The organism is Acinetobacter sp. 742879, from assembly GCF_000588535.1.
In the GTDB taxonomy this organism is placed as follows: Bacteria; Pseudomonadota; Gammaproteobacteria; order Pseudomonadales; family Moraxellaceae; genus Acinetobacter; species Acinetobacter pittii.
Map to the genome: position 1 here is coordinate 1 of NZ_JFYC01000014.1, position 17676 is coordinate 17676.

The following is a 17676-nucleotide window of genomic DNA, read 5'->3' on the forward strand; positions in this document are numbered from 1 at the left end:
CCGTGATACTGCCATCCGCATTCGCTGTTAACTCAACATTGTCTCCAGTCACAAAGTTAACCTTGTTGTCATCTTTATTGACTGTCTTAACATCAACTCCGTCAATCTGCGTCACCACACTTTGTAAGGCTGTATCTGCCTTAACCAGACTGTCTTTGGTACTTTGACTCAAATCAACTGCATAGTCCGTAACATTGTTGGCATCAGGTGTACCTGCCGTTACCGTAACTGCACTTGATCCTGCTGACGCAGTGCTACCTTTGACATTTACCGTATAAATATCCTGTCCATTGCTGCCTGTAGTTTTAACGACATCGGTAACATTCGTTCCCGCTGCAACCTCGGTTCTGGATGCTGCTATTGCTGAATCAATTGTATTTTGTCCAGTACCACCAATGTTACTCATTGAAAGTGTGCCATTACTATTTAAAACAGCATCACCCCCTAAAATATCTATTGTACTATTAGCAACATTACCTAATATATTATTCGTTGCATATAACTGACTACCATTGATAGCATCTGTACTAGTCTCGGAAATAGCACCAGACCCTACATTTTTAATTTGACGTTCTGCTCCCGCTGAACCAACTGACAATTGCATCCCTGTATTTGTAACTTGTCCCGCAAAATTACCATAGGTCAAACCATTTAAATTTACCTCTGACTCTTGTGTTGCATCACTAACAGTATTTGCATTTGCACCTAAAGCAATTGAATTCTCTTTAGTAGCTCGAGTATTCGTTCCAATACTTACAACATTATTAGTATTTACACCTATATTAGAATTTGAGCCTAAAAGAACATTGTTATTGCCTTGAGAAGAAACCCCAGAAAAGTACCCTATAGCAATATTCTCATTTCCTTTTATATTTGAACCAGAATTATATCCGAATGCCGAATTATTATTTCCAATAATACGTTGACCTGTATACATACCTGTTAATGTATTGCCATTTCCCTCTAGGTTGACCCCTGAAGCCGTACCAATAGCAGTATTAAACTCACCAGTAGAGTTTGTAGTATTACTAATTCCTGTTAACGCATTACTACCTAGAGCCGTATTATAGCTCCCAGTTCGGTATCGTGCCGCATTTTGCCCTACATAACTATTATGTTGACCAATGCTATTTTGGCCTGCTTGATCACCAATAAATGTCGCATATAGATATTGAGAATTACGCCCAGCTTGATTGCCTAACATAACACTATCTGAACCATAGGTATTTTTAACACCATCATCATAGCGTTGTGCATTTTGAGCGGCATAAGATCCGATAATAACTTCGCTACCACCTACTGAACGAGCATTTAGACCTATTGCTATAGATCCAGGTAGGCCATTCACATCATTAACGTGACTTCCCACAATTACTTGTGCATTATCACCAATAGCAATACCACTATTACGATTATTTACGGTTGCATCATTTCCAATTGCTACAGCATTTCGTGCCGTTATCACTGAACTTCCAAAACCTTGAGCAATTGATTCATTAGAATTTGTATCTACATAAGACTCACGTCCAAAAGCCAATGATCCAAAAGCTAATGCTTGAGCATAATCACCCAGAGCAATCGCTGCATCTGCATCAGCATTTGCAACACGTCCAATTCCAATCGCACTCCATCCATGAGCTTTTACACCATCACCAATAGCTACCGCAGCATTACCAACAGCATCAGCAGTTGAACCTAATGCTACTGCTCGATTTCCATTTGCAGAACTACTGTCCCCTAGCGCAATAGTGCCACTTCCAATTGCATTATTTATCCGACCTACTGCAACTGCACCATCACCCTCAGCTGTATTAGATGAGCCTATCGCTACAGCCCCGACACCATTAGCATCCTCACCATAACCAATAGCTACGGCACCTCCAGAACCTATAGTATATTGACTACCTTTTGTACTAGCTATACTGTTAGATCCAATCGCTACATTATTAGATAGGTCTTCATTTATATCAGAGTTATCTGCCGTTATATTTTTACCAATAGCAACTGAGTTTTTACCTAACGCATTAGCAGTTTCTCCAATTGCCACACTATTCGTGCCCGAAGCGGTTGTATCAATAAAACCAATTGCAATTGCTTCTTGCCCAGAAGCTCTTGCATCTAGATTTGTCTGAGCAACATTTTGCGCATTGGCCTGCACACCATTAATGAGGGTAAAACCGCCTGTTGCAGTCTGACCAAGACATGTCCATGGAACAGCACTAGTAAGATTGGTTGCCGCTTGACTCACACAGCTATTGCTCGGTCCGATAGCCGCAGTTACTGTTGGTGTTCCTATGTCTGCACTACCTGCAGCAAAAGCACCAGTTGATATTAAAGCGCCAGAAAAGAGAGCACTCCTAGAAAAAACAATAAATTGATTATGTTTAACTTTGCTAGATGTATGACTAATACCCACATTTGTAATATTGCTACCTGAACTACGCTTCCCTTTGGCTTTAGATAGCTCAGATGCAGTAACCCAAATTCCCAAAACCTCATTCCAGATTAACCGATATATCTTATTCATTTTAATTTCCTTTTTTGCATATGTTGGTTGGAAATATTCTTGTGCTTGAGTTAACTGCAAGAGGTATAACAGCTATAACTGCAGCAACAATTTTTCTATTAGTGTGATCAAATTATCATCAAGACACAAAATGTGCAATATGCACATTAAAATTAAATAAAACTATGACCATCCTTTTAAAAATCAATATTTTATTGATTTTTAAATATTTATTATTTTTAAATTTTAGTAATCAAGGACAAGTTTTAATAAATTCTTTTAATTCCCCCTCTAGACTTTGACTTAGAAAATACTTTCAAAATCTAGGGGGCGGATTCTATCTAATAATTAAATTAGTATGACTATCTAAAGTTATAATTTTCTAGAGATGAGCAAAACACCAATACCTTTACCTTGGATTTATATAATAAAAATAAGTAGTTATTATAAAAAGTAAAGAAAAAGAAAGAATTAAATAAGTGTTTACTGTATTAAAACTTTTAATAAAGTTCCAGATATTCATAAATTTACCCAGTTACCATGCAAAACTACAGACGAAAAAAAAGCTCATAGCAATCGCATTGAGCCGTGCATAATACATGCAATATAGACCACACTATGCCTGAACAATGTGATTCTCATTTTAAAATACCAAAAAATGTTCAATTTGTACATAATTTATAAATTAGAAATAGATGTACTTTAGATGTCCTCTCCTGTACTAGTATTTCATGATAGTACCCTAAATGTACTACCGAGCTTCTAAAATTATCGTACTCACCTGACAGGTTATGTATTAATTGAACAAATAGATCCATATCAATAAAATTCTTATAAGCGAATTTAACTGTGACTACATTTTTAACAAATGCATTAAATCCTAATGTGTAGTTTTACAAGATAATCATAGTATCATGATGCTAATAAAACGATATACGAAGTAAATTAATTCAGATGAGAATAAGAGAGGATTACTAAAATTTAGAAGATTTCCAAAATTGTAATAAAAAAACGGAACCAAATTATACATTTGATTCCGTTTAAAAAATTTTGGCGGAAGCGGTGAGATTCGAACTCACGGAGGACTCACACCCTCGTCGGTTTTCAAGACCGGTGCATTAAACCGCTCTGCCACGCTTCCAACGAGCGCTATAATATAAATAAAAATTGAAGTTGGCAAATCTTTTATTTAATTTTTTAATTCAACCGCTCAAAATAAAAACAAAATATTTCAGATTTTGAGTTTTTATCTACTTATTCCTTCTTTTCATCTTAAACAAAACTTTCTTTTGAGAATTTTAATTATCTTTGACAGCAGATCACTCTTGGCATAACTAAATGATATTCGTCTATATTTTTGATAACATAGTCACAAAGATAAGAAGTTTTACGCTTTACTCAGGGTATTCTGCTCTTTGCAATTACTGATAAGTTTTAATTCCTGATGTAGTTTCTAACGAAACTATCTATATGAAAGAAGTTTTGGCCATATGATGAATCGCAAACTATTAACGGTTGAAGGTTATCAACGATTACAAGATGAGTTAAATGATCTTGTAAGAAAAGAACGTCCAGAGATTACTAAAATTGTGTCATGGGCAGCCAGTCTTGGTGATCGCTCAGAAAATGCAGACTATCACTACAACAAAAGAAAACTACGTGAAATTGATCGTAGAATTAGATACCTAACCAAACTATTTGAAGTCGCACATAAAGTTGAATATAGCCCTGAACAAGACGGAAAAGCATACTTTGGAGCATGGGTTGAGTTAGAAAATGACGAAGGCGAAGCTATTAAATTTCGCATAGTCGGCGATGAAGAAATTTACGGTCGTAAGGACTATATTTCTTTGCAATCGCCTATGGCAAAAGCTTGTTTAGGTAAAAGTATAGATGATGAAATACAAGTTCAAACTCCTAAGGGTAAAATGATTTGGTATATAACAAACATCTCTTATCAATAATTCCTTCTATTTAATAATTTAATTTTTTATTACAATATAATCAAGTAAAATATAATATTGAATTATATTGTCATTGAAAATCAATATAGCTCATTGATTTTTAATATACATCTATATAAGTTCATGTATAAAAATAAAAAAAATTAAAATTAAAATTAAAAAAATAAATAAAATGCCATCGATAATAGATTAAAAACCAAACAAAATTTTATTTTTATAATAAAGAGATTATTTAAATATGAAAGGTATAAAAATTTCTGCTATATCAACCTATCATCCAGAAACAATTAGAAATAATGATTACTATTTAAATAAATTTGAAGATAAAGACAGTTTAAATAGAATTTTTGGAAAAGTAGGTAGAAATAAAAGGCATGTAATTATTGATGAGGAAGAAAATGCTCTCACAATGGCAATTCATGCTTCAAAAAAATTATTAAAAAATTATAATATTTCACATGATAGTATTGATATTATTATCTTTTCCTCTACAACATTACAATATCTATCTCCAACTAATGCTTTACTTATTCATTCAGAACTAAATATTAAAACTGACTGTATATGCTTTGATATAAATGCTAATTGTTTAGGAATGTTTGTTGCCCTTGAACAGGCATCAGTTTTACTAGCGTCTAAAGAGAGCTACAAACGTGCACTAGTGATTGGATCTGACCATCTAACAATGCTCGGAGATGAAAAGCAACCAATTCCTTCAACAATTGTAGGAGATGCAGCAGCAGCCATAATACTTGAAAAAAATACTGGTGATTCAGGCATTATTGACAGGATGTATCAGACAGATAGTAGTTTTTGTAAAACTATTGTTTTTCCTCCTCATGGTTTAACGAATTATCATAGTAAGGAACAAAAAATTCATTGGGCACCATTTACTGGTTTAGAAAGCGTGGAATTTGCTGCGGACGCGTTAGAAAAGTTATTAAAGAAAAATAATTTAAAAATTGAAGACATATCTTGTTTTTTATTATCTCAATTTACAAAATCTAATATTGACATTCTTCAGGATAAAATCAATATACCTACTGAAAAAATTGAATATATTGGAGATCAATATGGGTATACAGGAGTAAGTAGTTTTTTTATTGCCTATAAAAAACGTTTAGAAAAATCACTTATAAATAAAGGCGATATTATTGTTTTTTGGTCTTTAGGAGCTGGTTATCAGACCGGTGTAATGTTATGGAAGATTTAATGAAAAATAACTTATAAAAATATTACCTTAGTTAAAAGATACTTTTTTAACAAGTATCTTTTAACTTCAATTTAATTATAAACAAATTAAATTTATTAGAACAAAACTAAATTATTTTATTTTTTCAATTATTTAACTTATATCAATTTACTTAATATCTAAATTAAATTTCACGTTGTACTAACATGATGGCTACAAAATGTAGCATTTTATACCCTATTTTCTCACATCAGAAGTGTATAAATTTTCTTCCTTAAGAAATTCATGTATTTATGATGATATATCGAAGTTTTAATTGTACAAAATTTGACATTACTTTTTTTCAATATTATGATGCGCGCAGTTTAAATGTTGAGCATTTTTTAACCCACTCGAAAACTATGTAGATTTTCTACACAGTTTGTTTTTTTCATTTCATGTCATTTTGAATGACGTCATGACTGCCCACCCCTTATTGAATTTATCAACTTTTAGAAGTTATGGCAGCTTTTTGTCTGACTTTTAGGGCATAAATTATCTGTAGCGGAGACAACATGCACAGTAATTCAAGTTCTGGGTCGAGGCTTTGCCTTAACTCTTTATTTTCTTCTCTCCCGTTAAAAACTCTTGCACTCAGTACTATACTTCTCCCATTTCATAGTCTTAATGCAGGAAAAACCCTACAGTACAATACTGTAGTTAACACAAACACTTTAACTGTTGTTGCGGTAGAAAACCCGACAACCGTTTTCAAAGAAGATCAGTTTTTACATGGTTTTGGTTATGATTTAGCACGTAACTATGCGCAGAACCTAAATGTAAAGCTGGACTTTAAAATCGTGGCAGACAATGCCACTGCACTTAGATGGGTTCAGCAAGGTAAAGCAAACTTTGCGATGACTACAGCAGGTTTAAGCACAATCGAAAACAAAGGTTTAATGTCTTTTTCTGCAACTTGTGGTGACACAGCAAATTTGCAAAAAAATGGCTTAAATCCTGAGTTAAGTTGGGTATTTAAACAGGCTGATGACCCACTCACACAGACCGCCAGCGGCTTTGTATGCCAAAGTAAGCAAAATGGTGTGACCCAACAACTTGCCTCTTTTTATAACCGCAATGTGGTGAAACCAGAAGCATGGTCAACCATTCAACGTGACTTAAGCACACGTTTACCGATTTACAAAGCGAGCTTTAAGCAAAGCGCAGCGAAGTATGATCTAGATTGGCATTTACTTGCTGCAATTGGTTATCAAGAATCATATTTAAAGCCAGAATCTGTTTCTCCCACAGGTGTGCGTGGCTTAATGATGTTAACCAATAGTACTGCTCGAGCAATGGGTGTAAGCAATCGTAGCGATCCTGCTCAGAGTATTCAGGGCGGCGCGAAGTATTACGATCTGATGCTAACCGAATTTGATAATATTCCGTTCCCTGATCGGAACTGGTATGCGCTTGTGGCCTATAACATGGGACCAGGTGCGGTAAGTCAGATTCAGAAGCGCTTGCAATCTCAAGGGAAAGATCCGAACAAATGGGTCAACCTCTATGACTATTTGCAAAGCAATAAAACGCGAAATGGTCGATATAAGCAAGCAGTTCAATATGTCACTCGTATCCGTGCTTATCTTGAACATATCAAAACGGCGCAAACACGAATCAATATCTAATTTTTATTTTTAAAAGTTGATAAATTCATTGTTTGTACAAATAAAAAGCTTACCTCTTTGGGTAAGCTTTTTATATGAATTCTTTTAAGTTTAAGCAGTATGCTCTAATACTTTCTTAAACAAATCTTTTTGTTCTTGGCTTGGCTTAGCTGTTTGTAAAGCCATTAATTGAGACATGTCGCCTTGAACTTTAATTTTACCAGTCATGAATGCCTGCATGGCAGCAGCCATATCAAACTCTAAGAATACTTTACGTAAAGTCTCAGCATCCATATTTAAAGTTGTTTTGGCATTTGAAGACAAACCTTTTTGGATTTTACCCCCATCTAAAGCTAATTCGGTATTTCCAGAAGCATCTGTCACTACTAAATTAATTGCCAAGTTCGCAAGAGCGGGCGGCAAATTAAGATCACCTGCTTCAGCAGTTAATTTTTCGACAGTCGCAAACCAATCTTCAGTTAAAAATGCAGGCATGATTCTTCCTCAAATTTATTTGTTCAATTTCTCTGGTTGTCTATCCAGACAACATCATGTGAAGCAATTCTGCTTGTGGCTTGTTATAGCATGTAATTTAAATTTTGGGCTATGACTTTTTGTACGGAACATTCATTTTTTAGTATTTTGATACATTAAAGGCACTTGTTTATAAAGTGCCTTTAACATTCTTGATGCTAGCGTTTATTCAGCAGCGAAGCTTAAGTTCACGACATCTAAACGGTTCTTAAGCTCTTCCGGATCTTTAATATCCAACTCGCGCTGAGAATCTAGAGCCTCGAAATCAAACAATTCGCGGTCTGCTAACTGAGACGGAGATACGTTTTGTAATGCCCCGAAAATGCTGTGTAAGCGTTTCGGATATTGTTTATCCCATTCACGTAGCATTTCATTAAGCATGGCACGTTGTAGGTTTTCCTGTGAACCACAAAGGTTACATGGAATGATTGGGAACTGACGAATCTCGGCATATTTAATAATGTCTTTTTCTTCAACATATGCCAAAGGACGAATCAAAATGTTCTTTTTATCTGACGATAAAAGCTTTGGAGGCATCGCCTTTAAGCTACCGCCATGGAACAAATTCAAGAAGAATGTTGCAATGATGTCATCACGATGATGACCTAAAGCAACTTTAGTCGCACCAATCTCTTGTGCAAAGCCATATAAAGAACCACGGCGTAAACGTGAACACACTGCACAGTAGGTTTTACCTTCAGGTGTTAAACGTTTAGTAATGGTATAGGTGTCTTTTTCTAAAATGTAATATGGAATGTTGTTCTCTTCCATATAACGAGGCAAAACATCTTCAGGAAAGCCTGGTTGTTTTTGGTCAAGGTTAACCGCAACCACCTCAAAATTAATCGGTGCGATACGCTTAAACTGCAACAAAATATCGAGCAAGGTATAACTGTCTTTACCACCAGACACACACACCATGACCTTATCGCCATCTTCAATCATATTGAAGTCACGAATAGCATGCCCAACTTGACGGCGAAGCTTCTTGAGCAAACGGTAATAGGCCGAGCTTGTTGGAAGTTCAGGCTTAAAATTAAATCCCTGATTGGACTCAACTGGCGCGTACATAGACGAGATATACCCATAAATAAAAATACCGCGCAATTTTATATGATTCAGAAGAGAATCGCATCAAAAGAATAGTTTCAATTCTTGAAGTCGTCACATTGCTCGTGCATGATGCAAAACACATGCTCTATTTTGACTGAAGCGTTCAAAATTTGTGCAAAATGCTTACTTTTTGGACTTTTCCACAGTTTTCCACAAAACCTGTGGATAAAATTGTGGATTTCTTCGTACTTGACAAACTGTTTTGGCCTTCTGTTAAGGGTTTTCTTTAAATTGATCATTTTTTAACCAATGTTTTTTGTTATTAATAATCAACAAGTTAACCATGTCAATAGAATCATTTTAAAAAAATTTTTTAATTTTTTTTGATGAGCATTCGAACAAATCAGCTTGATTTTTTGAAAGAGTCGAAATAAAAAAAATTACACAAATCTTCTTTAAGTAATATTTTTTGATAAACTCTTTTGCAAGTTTTGAGTACCTAAAAATTGTGAATAACATAAAATGAAAAATTCGGTTCAATTTCTTGTTTCTTGTTTGCTGGGGATGACCACTTTTACGGTCGGCATAACTTCGAGTTCAGCGGGTCAAATGTATATTTACCAAGATAAAAACGGTAGTACATTGCTCACCAACCGAAAAAGCTATGACCACTCTCTTAAAAAAGTAAAAGTGACCTATTACCCTGATAGTAATATTCATAGTTATACAAACTGGGGAGCATCAGAAGCTTCTGTTCTGCCAAGCTACAATAAAAATAAGAACGCTTTCGACCACATTATTAGACAAGCTGCACAACAACATGGTGTTTCAGAAGGTCTAATTAAAGCCGTTATGCACACCGAGTCAGGATTTAACGTAAGAGCTCGTTCGCCAGTAGGTGCTCAAGGGTTAATGCAGCTCATGCCTGCGACTGCCCGTCGTTTTAATGTCTCTAACGCCTATGACCCGCAACAAAATATTTTTGCAGGCGCTAAATATTTAAGCTGGTTACTCAAGCGTTTTAATGGAAACACACAAATGGCGCTTGCGGCTTACAATGCTGGTGAAGGTAATGTCGACAAATATGGCGGTATTCCCCCTTTCCGTGAAACACAAGATTATGTGCGCCGTGTAACAAGTCGATACCAAAACCTATATGCATCGGGTTCAGGTTTTTCATCTTTTACGAATGGTTCAGTACAAACCGTTTCACATCCTTCTAATTTGGCAGAAAACACAACAGCTCAAATTACGACTCAATCACCTAAATATTCATCTTCTCGTCAAATCGTGACCTTATCTGACGGTAGTTATACAGATGCACCGACAGGCACTTATGTCACCAATAATGCTACCGCAATTGCCCATATACGAATTGAATAAACAATGAAGAAGAACGGTGGCTCACGGTTCTATTTTAACTAAGTTGAGATGTTTTAAATTGTAATGATCTATTACCTGATCTTTACCATTTTGACGAACTTAGCCAATTATTCTTTAAATTTAGGCACATTCTGCTAAATGAAAGAATGTATCAATTCCTTATTTTTTTCTTGAATTTTTCCCCCAAGCCCCGCATATTAGCTTCATGATTTCGAATTTGTAAATCAGATAACATTTTATTTATAAGAGGATTTTCTCAATGATGCGGATTGGTTTGTTTTTGCTTACCAACCTCGCGGTACTGGTTGTAGCTGGCATTATTTTGTCACTCTTCGGTGTCGGTAGTTACCATGGCGCGGGTGGCTTGAATCTAGGCAACCTTTTAGTGATCTGTTTTGTGTTTGGTATGGTGGGATCTTTAATCTCGTTATTCATGTCAAAATGGATGGCTAAGAAAACGACCGGTACAGAACTGATCGACCCGAATGCTCCTCGTAACCAAGCTGAAAGCTGGTTATTGCAAACAGTCGCTGAACTTTCTCAACGTGCTGGTATCAACATGCCAGAGGTTGGTATTTTTCCATCATATCAATCCAATGCCTTTGCAACAGGCTGGAACAAAAATGATGCCTTAGTTGCCGTTTCATCTGGTCTACTTGAACGTATGAACAAAGATGAGCTACGTGCAGTGCTTGCGCACGAGATTGGTCACGTTGCGAATGGTGACATGGTTACCCTAGCACTCATCCAAGGTGTTGTGAACGCCTTTGTTATGTTCTTTGCTCGTGTAGTTGGTGACTTTATCGACCGTAATGTCTTTGGTCGCCAAGACGATGAAGCCCCGGGTATGGGTTACTTCATTATTACCATGGTATTGGATATCGTCTTTGGTATTCTTGCTTCTGCCATTGTGATGTGGTTCTCTCGTTATCGTGAATACCGTGCTGATGAAGCAGGTGCACGTTTAGCAGGTAAACAAGCAATGATTTCTGCATTATTACGTCTACAAGCTGAGACTGAAATGCCAGATCAAATGCCAAAAGAAATGAAAGCTTTCGCAATTGCGGAAGGTAAAGAACAAGGTTTCAGCTTAGCTGCTTTGTTCCAAACCCACCCAACAATTGAACAACGTGTGGCAGCTTTACATCAATTAGATTGCCCATAAAACGTTTAATGTAAAAATAAAGCCTCCAACTGGAGGCTTTATTTTTTATTACATAGTTTGATAGAGACCCCATAGGTAACTTGCGCCCCACCAAACAGCTAAGCCAATTAAAAGCAGTACAAACGCGCCTAATAAATCGGGTATATGTAACCATAACCAACTCACCACAGGATTACGCCAGAAAGCTGAGTTCTGCTGCTTCTTTTCGAGCTTTTCATGTAAGTACGGATGAACAACATGAATATCACTTTGGATCTTATATTCTTCGCGTATATGCGTATGAACCACATCTAATGCTTTTCGACTCGGTCGTATAAAAATATCGAAAATAGTCCCAGCCACAGGAACAAATCCGACTACAGCATCTACAACAGCGAGTTTGATGACTGGAGTCAACTTATGTTGAGGTACACCAATTTGTTTAGCTTTATAGATGGCATAACAGGTCAATACGAAACCAGCAACATCACCTGCAACCGGGATAGTACTCAGTGCAGCATCGGCACCAATGCCCTGCTTTGTAAAAGGAATACGAACCGCGCTGTCCATCATGGTCGCGAACTTGGCCAGATCTCGTTCTAGTACAATGACCTGTTGCTCTGTTAATTTTTTTTCTTGAGGCATCTAAATCAAATATATGAAGAGAAGTTAATCTTAATATACTTGATTTAATACCTCTTTTTAAATTATTTACTTAACGAGCAGCTTTCGATCTAAACAATGAACGCAATAACACGTACATGACTGGAATAAAGAAAAGAACCAGTACTGTACCGAACATTACGCCACCTAAAATACTAATACCGATTTCTTGACGGCTTACAGCCCCTGCGCCTTGTGCAAAAACAAGAGGAATCACACCTGCACCAAAAGCCAAAGATGTCATTAAAATCGGTCTTAAACGTAAGCTTGCGCCTTCTAAAGCTGCCTGAATGGCATTCCTACCCTTTTCTTGAGCCAAGGCTGCAAACTCAACAATTAAAATTGCGTTTTTACATGACAGACCAATTGTGGTTAACAGTGCAATCTGGAAATACACATCATTTGGTAATCCGAAAATATAAGAGAAAATGACACTTCCTCCCACACCAAGCGGAATAGAGGTCATCACAGCGGCTGGAATACTCAAGCTTTCATATAGAGCAGCTAAACATAAGAAAATAAAGCCTGCCGAAATTAAATATAACCAGACGGCCTGATTTGTCGACTTCTGTTCTTCAAAAGATAGACCTGTCCATGCCAAACCAACGTCTTTTTGCTGATTTACGAGTTGTTCAACATCTTTCATTGCCTGACCTGAACTGCTGCCGCTTGCAACATCGGCTTGAAGCTGTAAGGCACTATAACCCATATAACGTTTTACAATTTCAGGAGCGCCGCCCCAACTGAAATTAGCAAATGAGCTAAAAGGTACCATTTCATTTTGGTTATTACGTACAGACCAATTATATAAATCTTCTGGTTTTGATCTGAACTGGGCATCACCTTGAATCATAACGCGCTTGATACGACCACGGTCAATAAAGTCATTCACATACGTTCCACCCCACGCACTCGACAAAGTGTTGTTAATCGCAGGAAGCTCTAATCCATTTGCTAATGCTTGTTTCTGGTCAATTTTGATATTGAGGTTTGCTTTACTATTAGTAGATTGCTTATCAAAATTTTCAAAACTTGAATAGTTTTTGCTCTGTGTTTGCAACTGGCGAAAGGTGTTATCTAGAAAATCTTGCCCTTGACCATTTAAATCTTGAATCCATAAATCCAGACCATCTGTTTGGCCCAAACCATTGACTGAAGCAGGTAATGTTACATTAATTTGTGCATTACTAAATTGACTAAAATATTTCATCGCACGCTTTTGTATAGCGTCAGCCGAATTTTCCTTTCCAGTACGCACATCCCAAGGTTTTAAGGCAATAAATCCCTGAGCCAAGTTCTGCCCTGTACCAGAATAATTTCGGCCATAGCGAATCAAAACCAAATCCACATTCTTATCTTCTTGAGTTAAGAAATATTGACGGACTTGTTCTCCAATTTTTTGACTTTGTGAGATCGGGGCACTATCAACAAGCTTAATTTGAACACTTAAAATGCCTTGGTCTTCTTTAGGAATAAATCCACTTTTTAAACCGCTATAGAACAGTGCAAAAACAGCAATCAAAGCCACAAAAATCACGATAACCGATTTACTATAACGGATGCTTGTTTGAACGATCTTGATATATTGATTTTTAAGTTGATCAATTTTTTTATTAAACCAAACTGCCCAGCGCATAGGCTCTGGATTCGGTTTTAAAATTAAAGCGCATAACGCAGGTGTTAAGACTAATGCCACGACGAGTGATAATGCCATAGCCGCAACTAAGGTAATGGAAAACTGACGGTAAATCACGCCAATTGAACCACCTAAAAACGACATTGGAATAAAAACAGCAGTTAAAACCAATGTAATTCCGACTAAGGCACCACTAATTTCTCCCATCGACTCAATGGCTGCTTCTTTCGGTGTTAAATGCTGTTCATGCATGAGCCGTTCAACATTCTCAACCACCACAATCGCATCATCTACTAGCAAACCAATCGCGAGCACCAAGGCAAAAAGCGTTAAGGTGTTAATACTAAAACCGAGCACATATAAAACAGCAAAGGTTCCTAAAATAACAACAGGAACGGTAATACTCGGAATGAGTGTAGCGCGCCAGCTTTGCAAGAACAGGAACATCACCAAAATAACTAAAATAATGGCTTCAATAAGCGTCTTTACAACTTCTTTAATAGACTCTTGAACAAACGGCGTATTATCTCGTGGATAAACAATTTTATAGCCAGCAGGTAGCTTGGTTGTAAGCTGATCTAGAGTTTGATGGATGAGTTTAGAGGTCTGAATCGCGTTTGCACCAGAAGATAGTGAAATGCCTAAACCAGCGGCCGGATAGCCATTAATAGTGTTAAAAGACTGATAATTTTCTGCACCCAACTCGACTCTAGCAATATCTTTTAAGTAGACATAGCTCGCTGTTTGATTTGCTTTCACTACAATATTTTTAAAATCTTCGACTGTTTTTAGTCGAGACCCTGCGGTGACTTTCGTATTTAAATATTGTCCATCAATGACTGGTAAATCACCGATTGCACCTGCGGCAACTTGTGTATTTTGAGCAGTGATTGCATTCGCTACATCACTTGGCATTAAATTATATTGTTTTAATTTCTCTGGATTTAGCCAGATTCGCATCGCATATTGCGAACCGAAAACATCAGACTCACCCACCCCTTCAATACGGTTCAGGTCATCTACCACATGCGTAGTTAAATAGTCCGATAGCTCAATATTGCCCGATTTACCTGTAGAGTCATATAAACCTACCACCATAAAAGTATCGCCGAGAGACTTACTCACGGTCACCCCTTGGCGTTGTACTTCATCAGGTAAACGTCTTATGACGCCACTAATACTATTTTGTACTTGGACCTGTGCTGTATCTGGATTTGTGCCATTATCAAAACTAATAGTAATTCGGCTACGTCCTGATGAATCACTGGTAGAGCTGAAATAAAGTAAATTATCAATACCTTGTATTTGTTGTTCTAAAATCTGAGTAACACTTTGCTCAACCGTTTGTGCATCCGCACCACTATAACTTGCCGATACTGTAATTTTAGGAGGGGCAATATCAGGATAGCGCTCTACGGGTAAATTCAGCACCGAGAAAATACCAAATGCCATAACAATAATTGCGAGTACACTGGCAAAAATGGGACGCTGAATAAAAAATTTAGATAGCATGGCTGCTCAGAATTAGGTCGTCAATTAACAGATGGCAATACCAAATTTGCCCTCTTGATCATCAACGAGCGATATAAAAAAGACAAGTAGAATTAACACAATAAATGCAATTAGAACAAAAACAAAGCAAGAACTGGTATTTCCTACAAACCCATAAACAAGGTTTTAACAAGTGTCACTGAAAATTCATGAATTCTTCATGATCACGTCAAGTTCAAGCATCAGACTAAATACGTTTCGACTAAAACAATATGAGTAGAATTATGTTTAAAAGAGCACTTTTATGCTTAAGTTTAATTAGCTTGGTTGGTTGTAATGATGACGATAAAACTGAAAACTCACCAACCACACCAGAATATCAACTTCCTAAAATTTTAGTGGTAGGACATCGCGGCGCGAGCGCTTTGCGTCCTGAACACACATTAGCTTCATATCAAAAAGCGATTGATGATGGCGCAGACTTCATTGAACCTGATCTAGTCTCTACAAAAGATGGCGTATTGGTTACTCGTCATGAAAATGAGATTGGTGGAACAACCAATGTAAGCACTTTAACTCAGTTTGCAGACCGTAAAACAACAAAAAATATTGATGGTAAAGACTTAACAGGCTGGTTTACAGAAGACTTCACTTTAAGTGAATTACAGCAGCTTAAAGCGCGTGAACGTATTCCAGAGTTCCGACCAGCAAACACAGCCTATAATGACCTCTACCCTGTCCCGACTCTAGAGCAAGTGATTGAACTGGCTGAAGCAAATTATAAGAAAACGGGAAAAATTATTGGTTTATATATTGAAACCAAACATCCGACTTACTTTAAAAATCAGAAACTGGCAATGGAAGATACCCTTCTTAAAACCTTAGCCAAATACGAATATACACGTGATATTGCACCTGTCTATTTACAGTCTTTTGAAGTGAGTAATCTAAAATATTTAAAAGATCAGCTCGACCTTCATAAAACGATTAAACATGCACAAATCATTCAATTATATGATGCTAAAACCTCTCAACCAGCCGACTTCGTTGAATCTGGCGAAACTAAAACTTATGCCGATTTAGCAACAGCACAAGGCTTAAAAGACGTGGCTAAATATGCAAACGGTGTAGGGCCAAGCAAAGGCTATATTCTTAACTTTAATGACAGTGGCTCAGTTCAAACGACTTCGTTTATTACTGATGCACATACAGCTGGCTTGAAAGTACATCCTTATACCTTCCGCCCAGAAAATAATTATTTACCAACTCCTTTAAAGTGCAGTCAAGATAAACCAGCGGAGCGCTGTCCGTCTGGTGCTTTAAAAGAGTTTAAAGCCTATTTTAAAGCTGGTGTTGATGGAGTCTTTACAGATGACCCAGCACTTGGCCGTGAAGCCGTTATTAATTATGAAAAAGCCACAAAATAAATAAAGTTTTTAATAAAAAAACAGGGCAATAAATGCCCTGTTTTTTTTATTTCTCTACAACATTATCAAAATAAAGTGGGATCCACTGATATTGCTCAGCATTTACTTTATAAACATGGCCAATGCCCGGGAATGGTAAATGTGGTGCTGCAACCCATTGTTGCTTATTTGAAATTTCAGCAAACATTTTGAGACGGGTATTAATTGCCTGCTCAGAATTCACATCAAAATCTACCCCAGTTTTTGGAGCATCAAATTGCAATGAATGTGAGTGGACAATGTCTCCAACAAAAATGATTTGCTGATCATTACTTTTTAAGCGGAAGCTATGATGACCTGGTGTATGACCACGAGTATCAATCACCTCAAAACCTTGAATGACATCACCGTCTTTAAATGTTTTGAATGCTTTTTTTGCTTGGTATGGAGCAAGAGCAGTTTTTACGTTTTTAACAGTACCCAAATAATTTTCTTTTTTGTCTGCTGGCACTGTTTTTTCAGAAGCTGGATTTAACCAGTAATCAGCTTCACGCTCATGTGCATATACAGTTGCATTTGGAAATACAGCTTTTCCATTTTGAGCAATACCGCACACATGGTCTGGGTGTAGATGAGTAAGTAAAACAGTTTTTACATCAGCAAGCTTATAACCAGCCAATTCAATATTTTTTGCAATCGAGCCAAGTTGCGGGCCAAAACAACTTGCTGCACCACTGTCTACAAGCGTTAAGCTTTTTCCATCATCAACTAAAAATGCATTTACCGAGGTTTGAATCCCTTTCTCATTAACAGCAGCATATTTCGTTAAGATTTTAGTTTTCTGGGCCTGATTTAAGTTTTTGAATAAATCAGGATTTAAATAAATCGTACCATCAAGCAAAGAAGTTACGCGGTAGTTTCCAAATTGATGGTGATAATATCCTGGTACTTGCGGGGTTGCTGTTGGTTCAGCATAACTTGCATGGATGCTTCCAATTACAAGGCCCAACGCTACACATAATTTTTTCATCTTTTCTTCTCTATTGAGTTATAAAGTC

General features: G+C 36.8%; 11 protein-coding genes, 1 tRNA gene and 1 pseudogene. 6 read left to right on the forward strand and 7 right to left on the reverse strand.

Features of this window, described 5'->3' with window-relative positions; genetic code table 11:
- Nucleotides 1-2527: ESPR-type extended signal peptide-containing protein (locus tag J690_RS18870; protein WP_265596857.1), on the reverse strand; the 2527-nt coding region annotated here is incomplete at its 3' end.
- Nucleotides 2528-3557: 1030 nt separating this feature from the next.
- Nucleotides 3558-3647, reverse strand: a tRNA-Ser gene (locus J690_RS18875).
- A 352-nt stretch (nt 3648-3999) separates the two neighbouring features.
- On the opposite strand from J690_RS18875, the gene greB reads away from it, so the two are divergent.
- The 3 genes from greB (at nt 4000) to J690_RS18890 (ending at nt 7329) form a co-directional block, all read left to right on the forward strand.
- Nucleotides 4000-4470, forward strand: a complete 471-nt coding sequence (gene greB, locus J690_RS18880) for a transcription elongation factor GreB (protein ID WP_032037482.1) — start codon at nt 4000-4002, stop codon at nt 4468-4470.
- A 238-nt stretch (nt 4471-4708) separates the two neighbouring features.
- Entirely contained in the window at nt 4709-5683 is a 975-nt protein-coding gene (locus tag J690_RS18885; protein WP_032037484.1) for a 3-oxoacyl-[acyl-carrier-protein] synthase III C-terminal domain-containing protein, read from the forward strand.
- 533 nt (nt 5684-6216) lie between these two features.
- Complete coding sequence (locus tag J690_RS18890) at nt 6217-7329, forward strand: MltF family protein (RefSeq protein WP_032037486.1); 1113 nt, start codon at nt 6217-6219, stop codon at nt 7327-7329.
- 90 nt (nt 7330-7419) lie between these two features.
- Here the strand turns inward: J690_RS18890 and J690_RS18895 are convergent, their stop codons facing one another.
- Nucleotides 7420-7803, reverse strand: coding sequence for an SCP2 sterol-binding domain-containing protein (locus J690_RS18895; protein ID WP_002118641.1), 384 nt, complete (start codon nt 7801-7803; stop codon nt 7420-7422).
- 204 nt (nt 7804-8007) lie between these two features.
- Nucleotides 8008-8913: a tRNA 2-thiocytidine(32) synthetase TtcA gene (gene ttcA / locus J690_RS18900; RefSeq protein WP_002118895.1), complete on the reverse strand. Its 906-nt coding sequence runs from the start codon at nt 8911-8913 to the stop codon at nt 8008-8010.
- A gap of 573 nt (nt 8914-9486) precedes the next feature.
- On the opposite strand from ttcA, the pseudogene J690_RS18905 reads away from it, so the two are divergent.
- Nucleotides 9487-10278, forward strand: a pseudogene (locus tag J690_RS18905) (lytic transglycosylase domain-containing protein); the annotation flags it as partial.
- Between the two features lie 259 nt (nt 10279-10537).
- On the forward strand, nt 10538-11443 hold the full coding sequence (htpX, locus tag J690_RS18910; protein ID WP_002118851.1) for a protease HtpX: 906 nt from the start codon (nt 10538-10540) through the stop codon (nt 11441-11443).
- A gap of 48 nt (nt 11444-11491) precedes the next feature.
- Here htpX and J690_RS18915 read toward each other — a convergent pair whose 3' ends face one another.
- A complete protein-coding gene (locus J690_RS18915) occupies nt 11492-12067 on the reverse strand; it encodes a DUF4112 domain-containing protein (RefSeq protein ID WP_032037488.1) in 576 nt (191 codons plus the stop codon).
- Nucleotides 12068-12137: 70 nt separating this feature from the next.
- Nucleotides 12138-15233, reverse strand: coding sequence for a multidrug efflux RND transporter permease subunit (locus tag J690_RS18920; RefSeq protein ID WP_032037490.1), 3096 nt, complete (start codon nt 15231-15233; stop codon nt 12138-12140).
- A gap of 263 nt (nt 15234-15496) precedes the next feature.
- On the opposite strand from J690_RS18920, the gene J690_RS18925 reads away from it, so the two are divergent.
- Nucleotides 15497-16639, forward strand: a complete 1143-nt coding sequence (locus J690_RS18925) for a glycerophosphodiester phosphodiesterase (protein WP_032037492.1) — start codon at nt 15497-15499, stop codon at nt 16637-16639.
- A 46-nt stretch (nt 16640-16685) separates the two neighbouring features.
- On the opposite strand, the gene J690_RS18930 is transcribed toward J690_RS18925, so the two are convergent.
- Nucleotides 16686-17648, reverse strand: a complete 963-nt coding sequence (locus J690_RS18930) for an MBL fold metallo-hydrolase (protein ID WP_032037494.1) — start codon at nt 17646-17648, stop codon at nt 16686-16688.
- Nucleotides 17649-17676 lie beyond the last annotated feature (28 nt).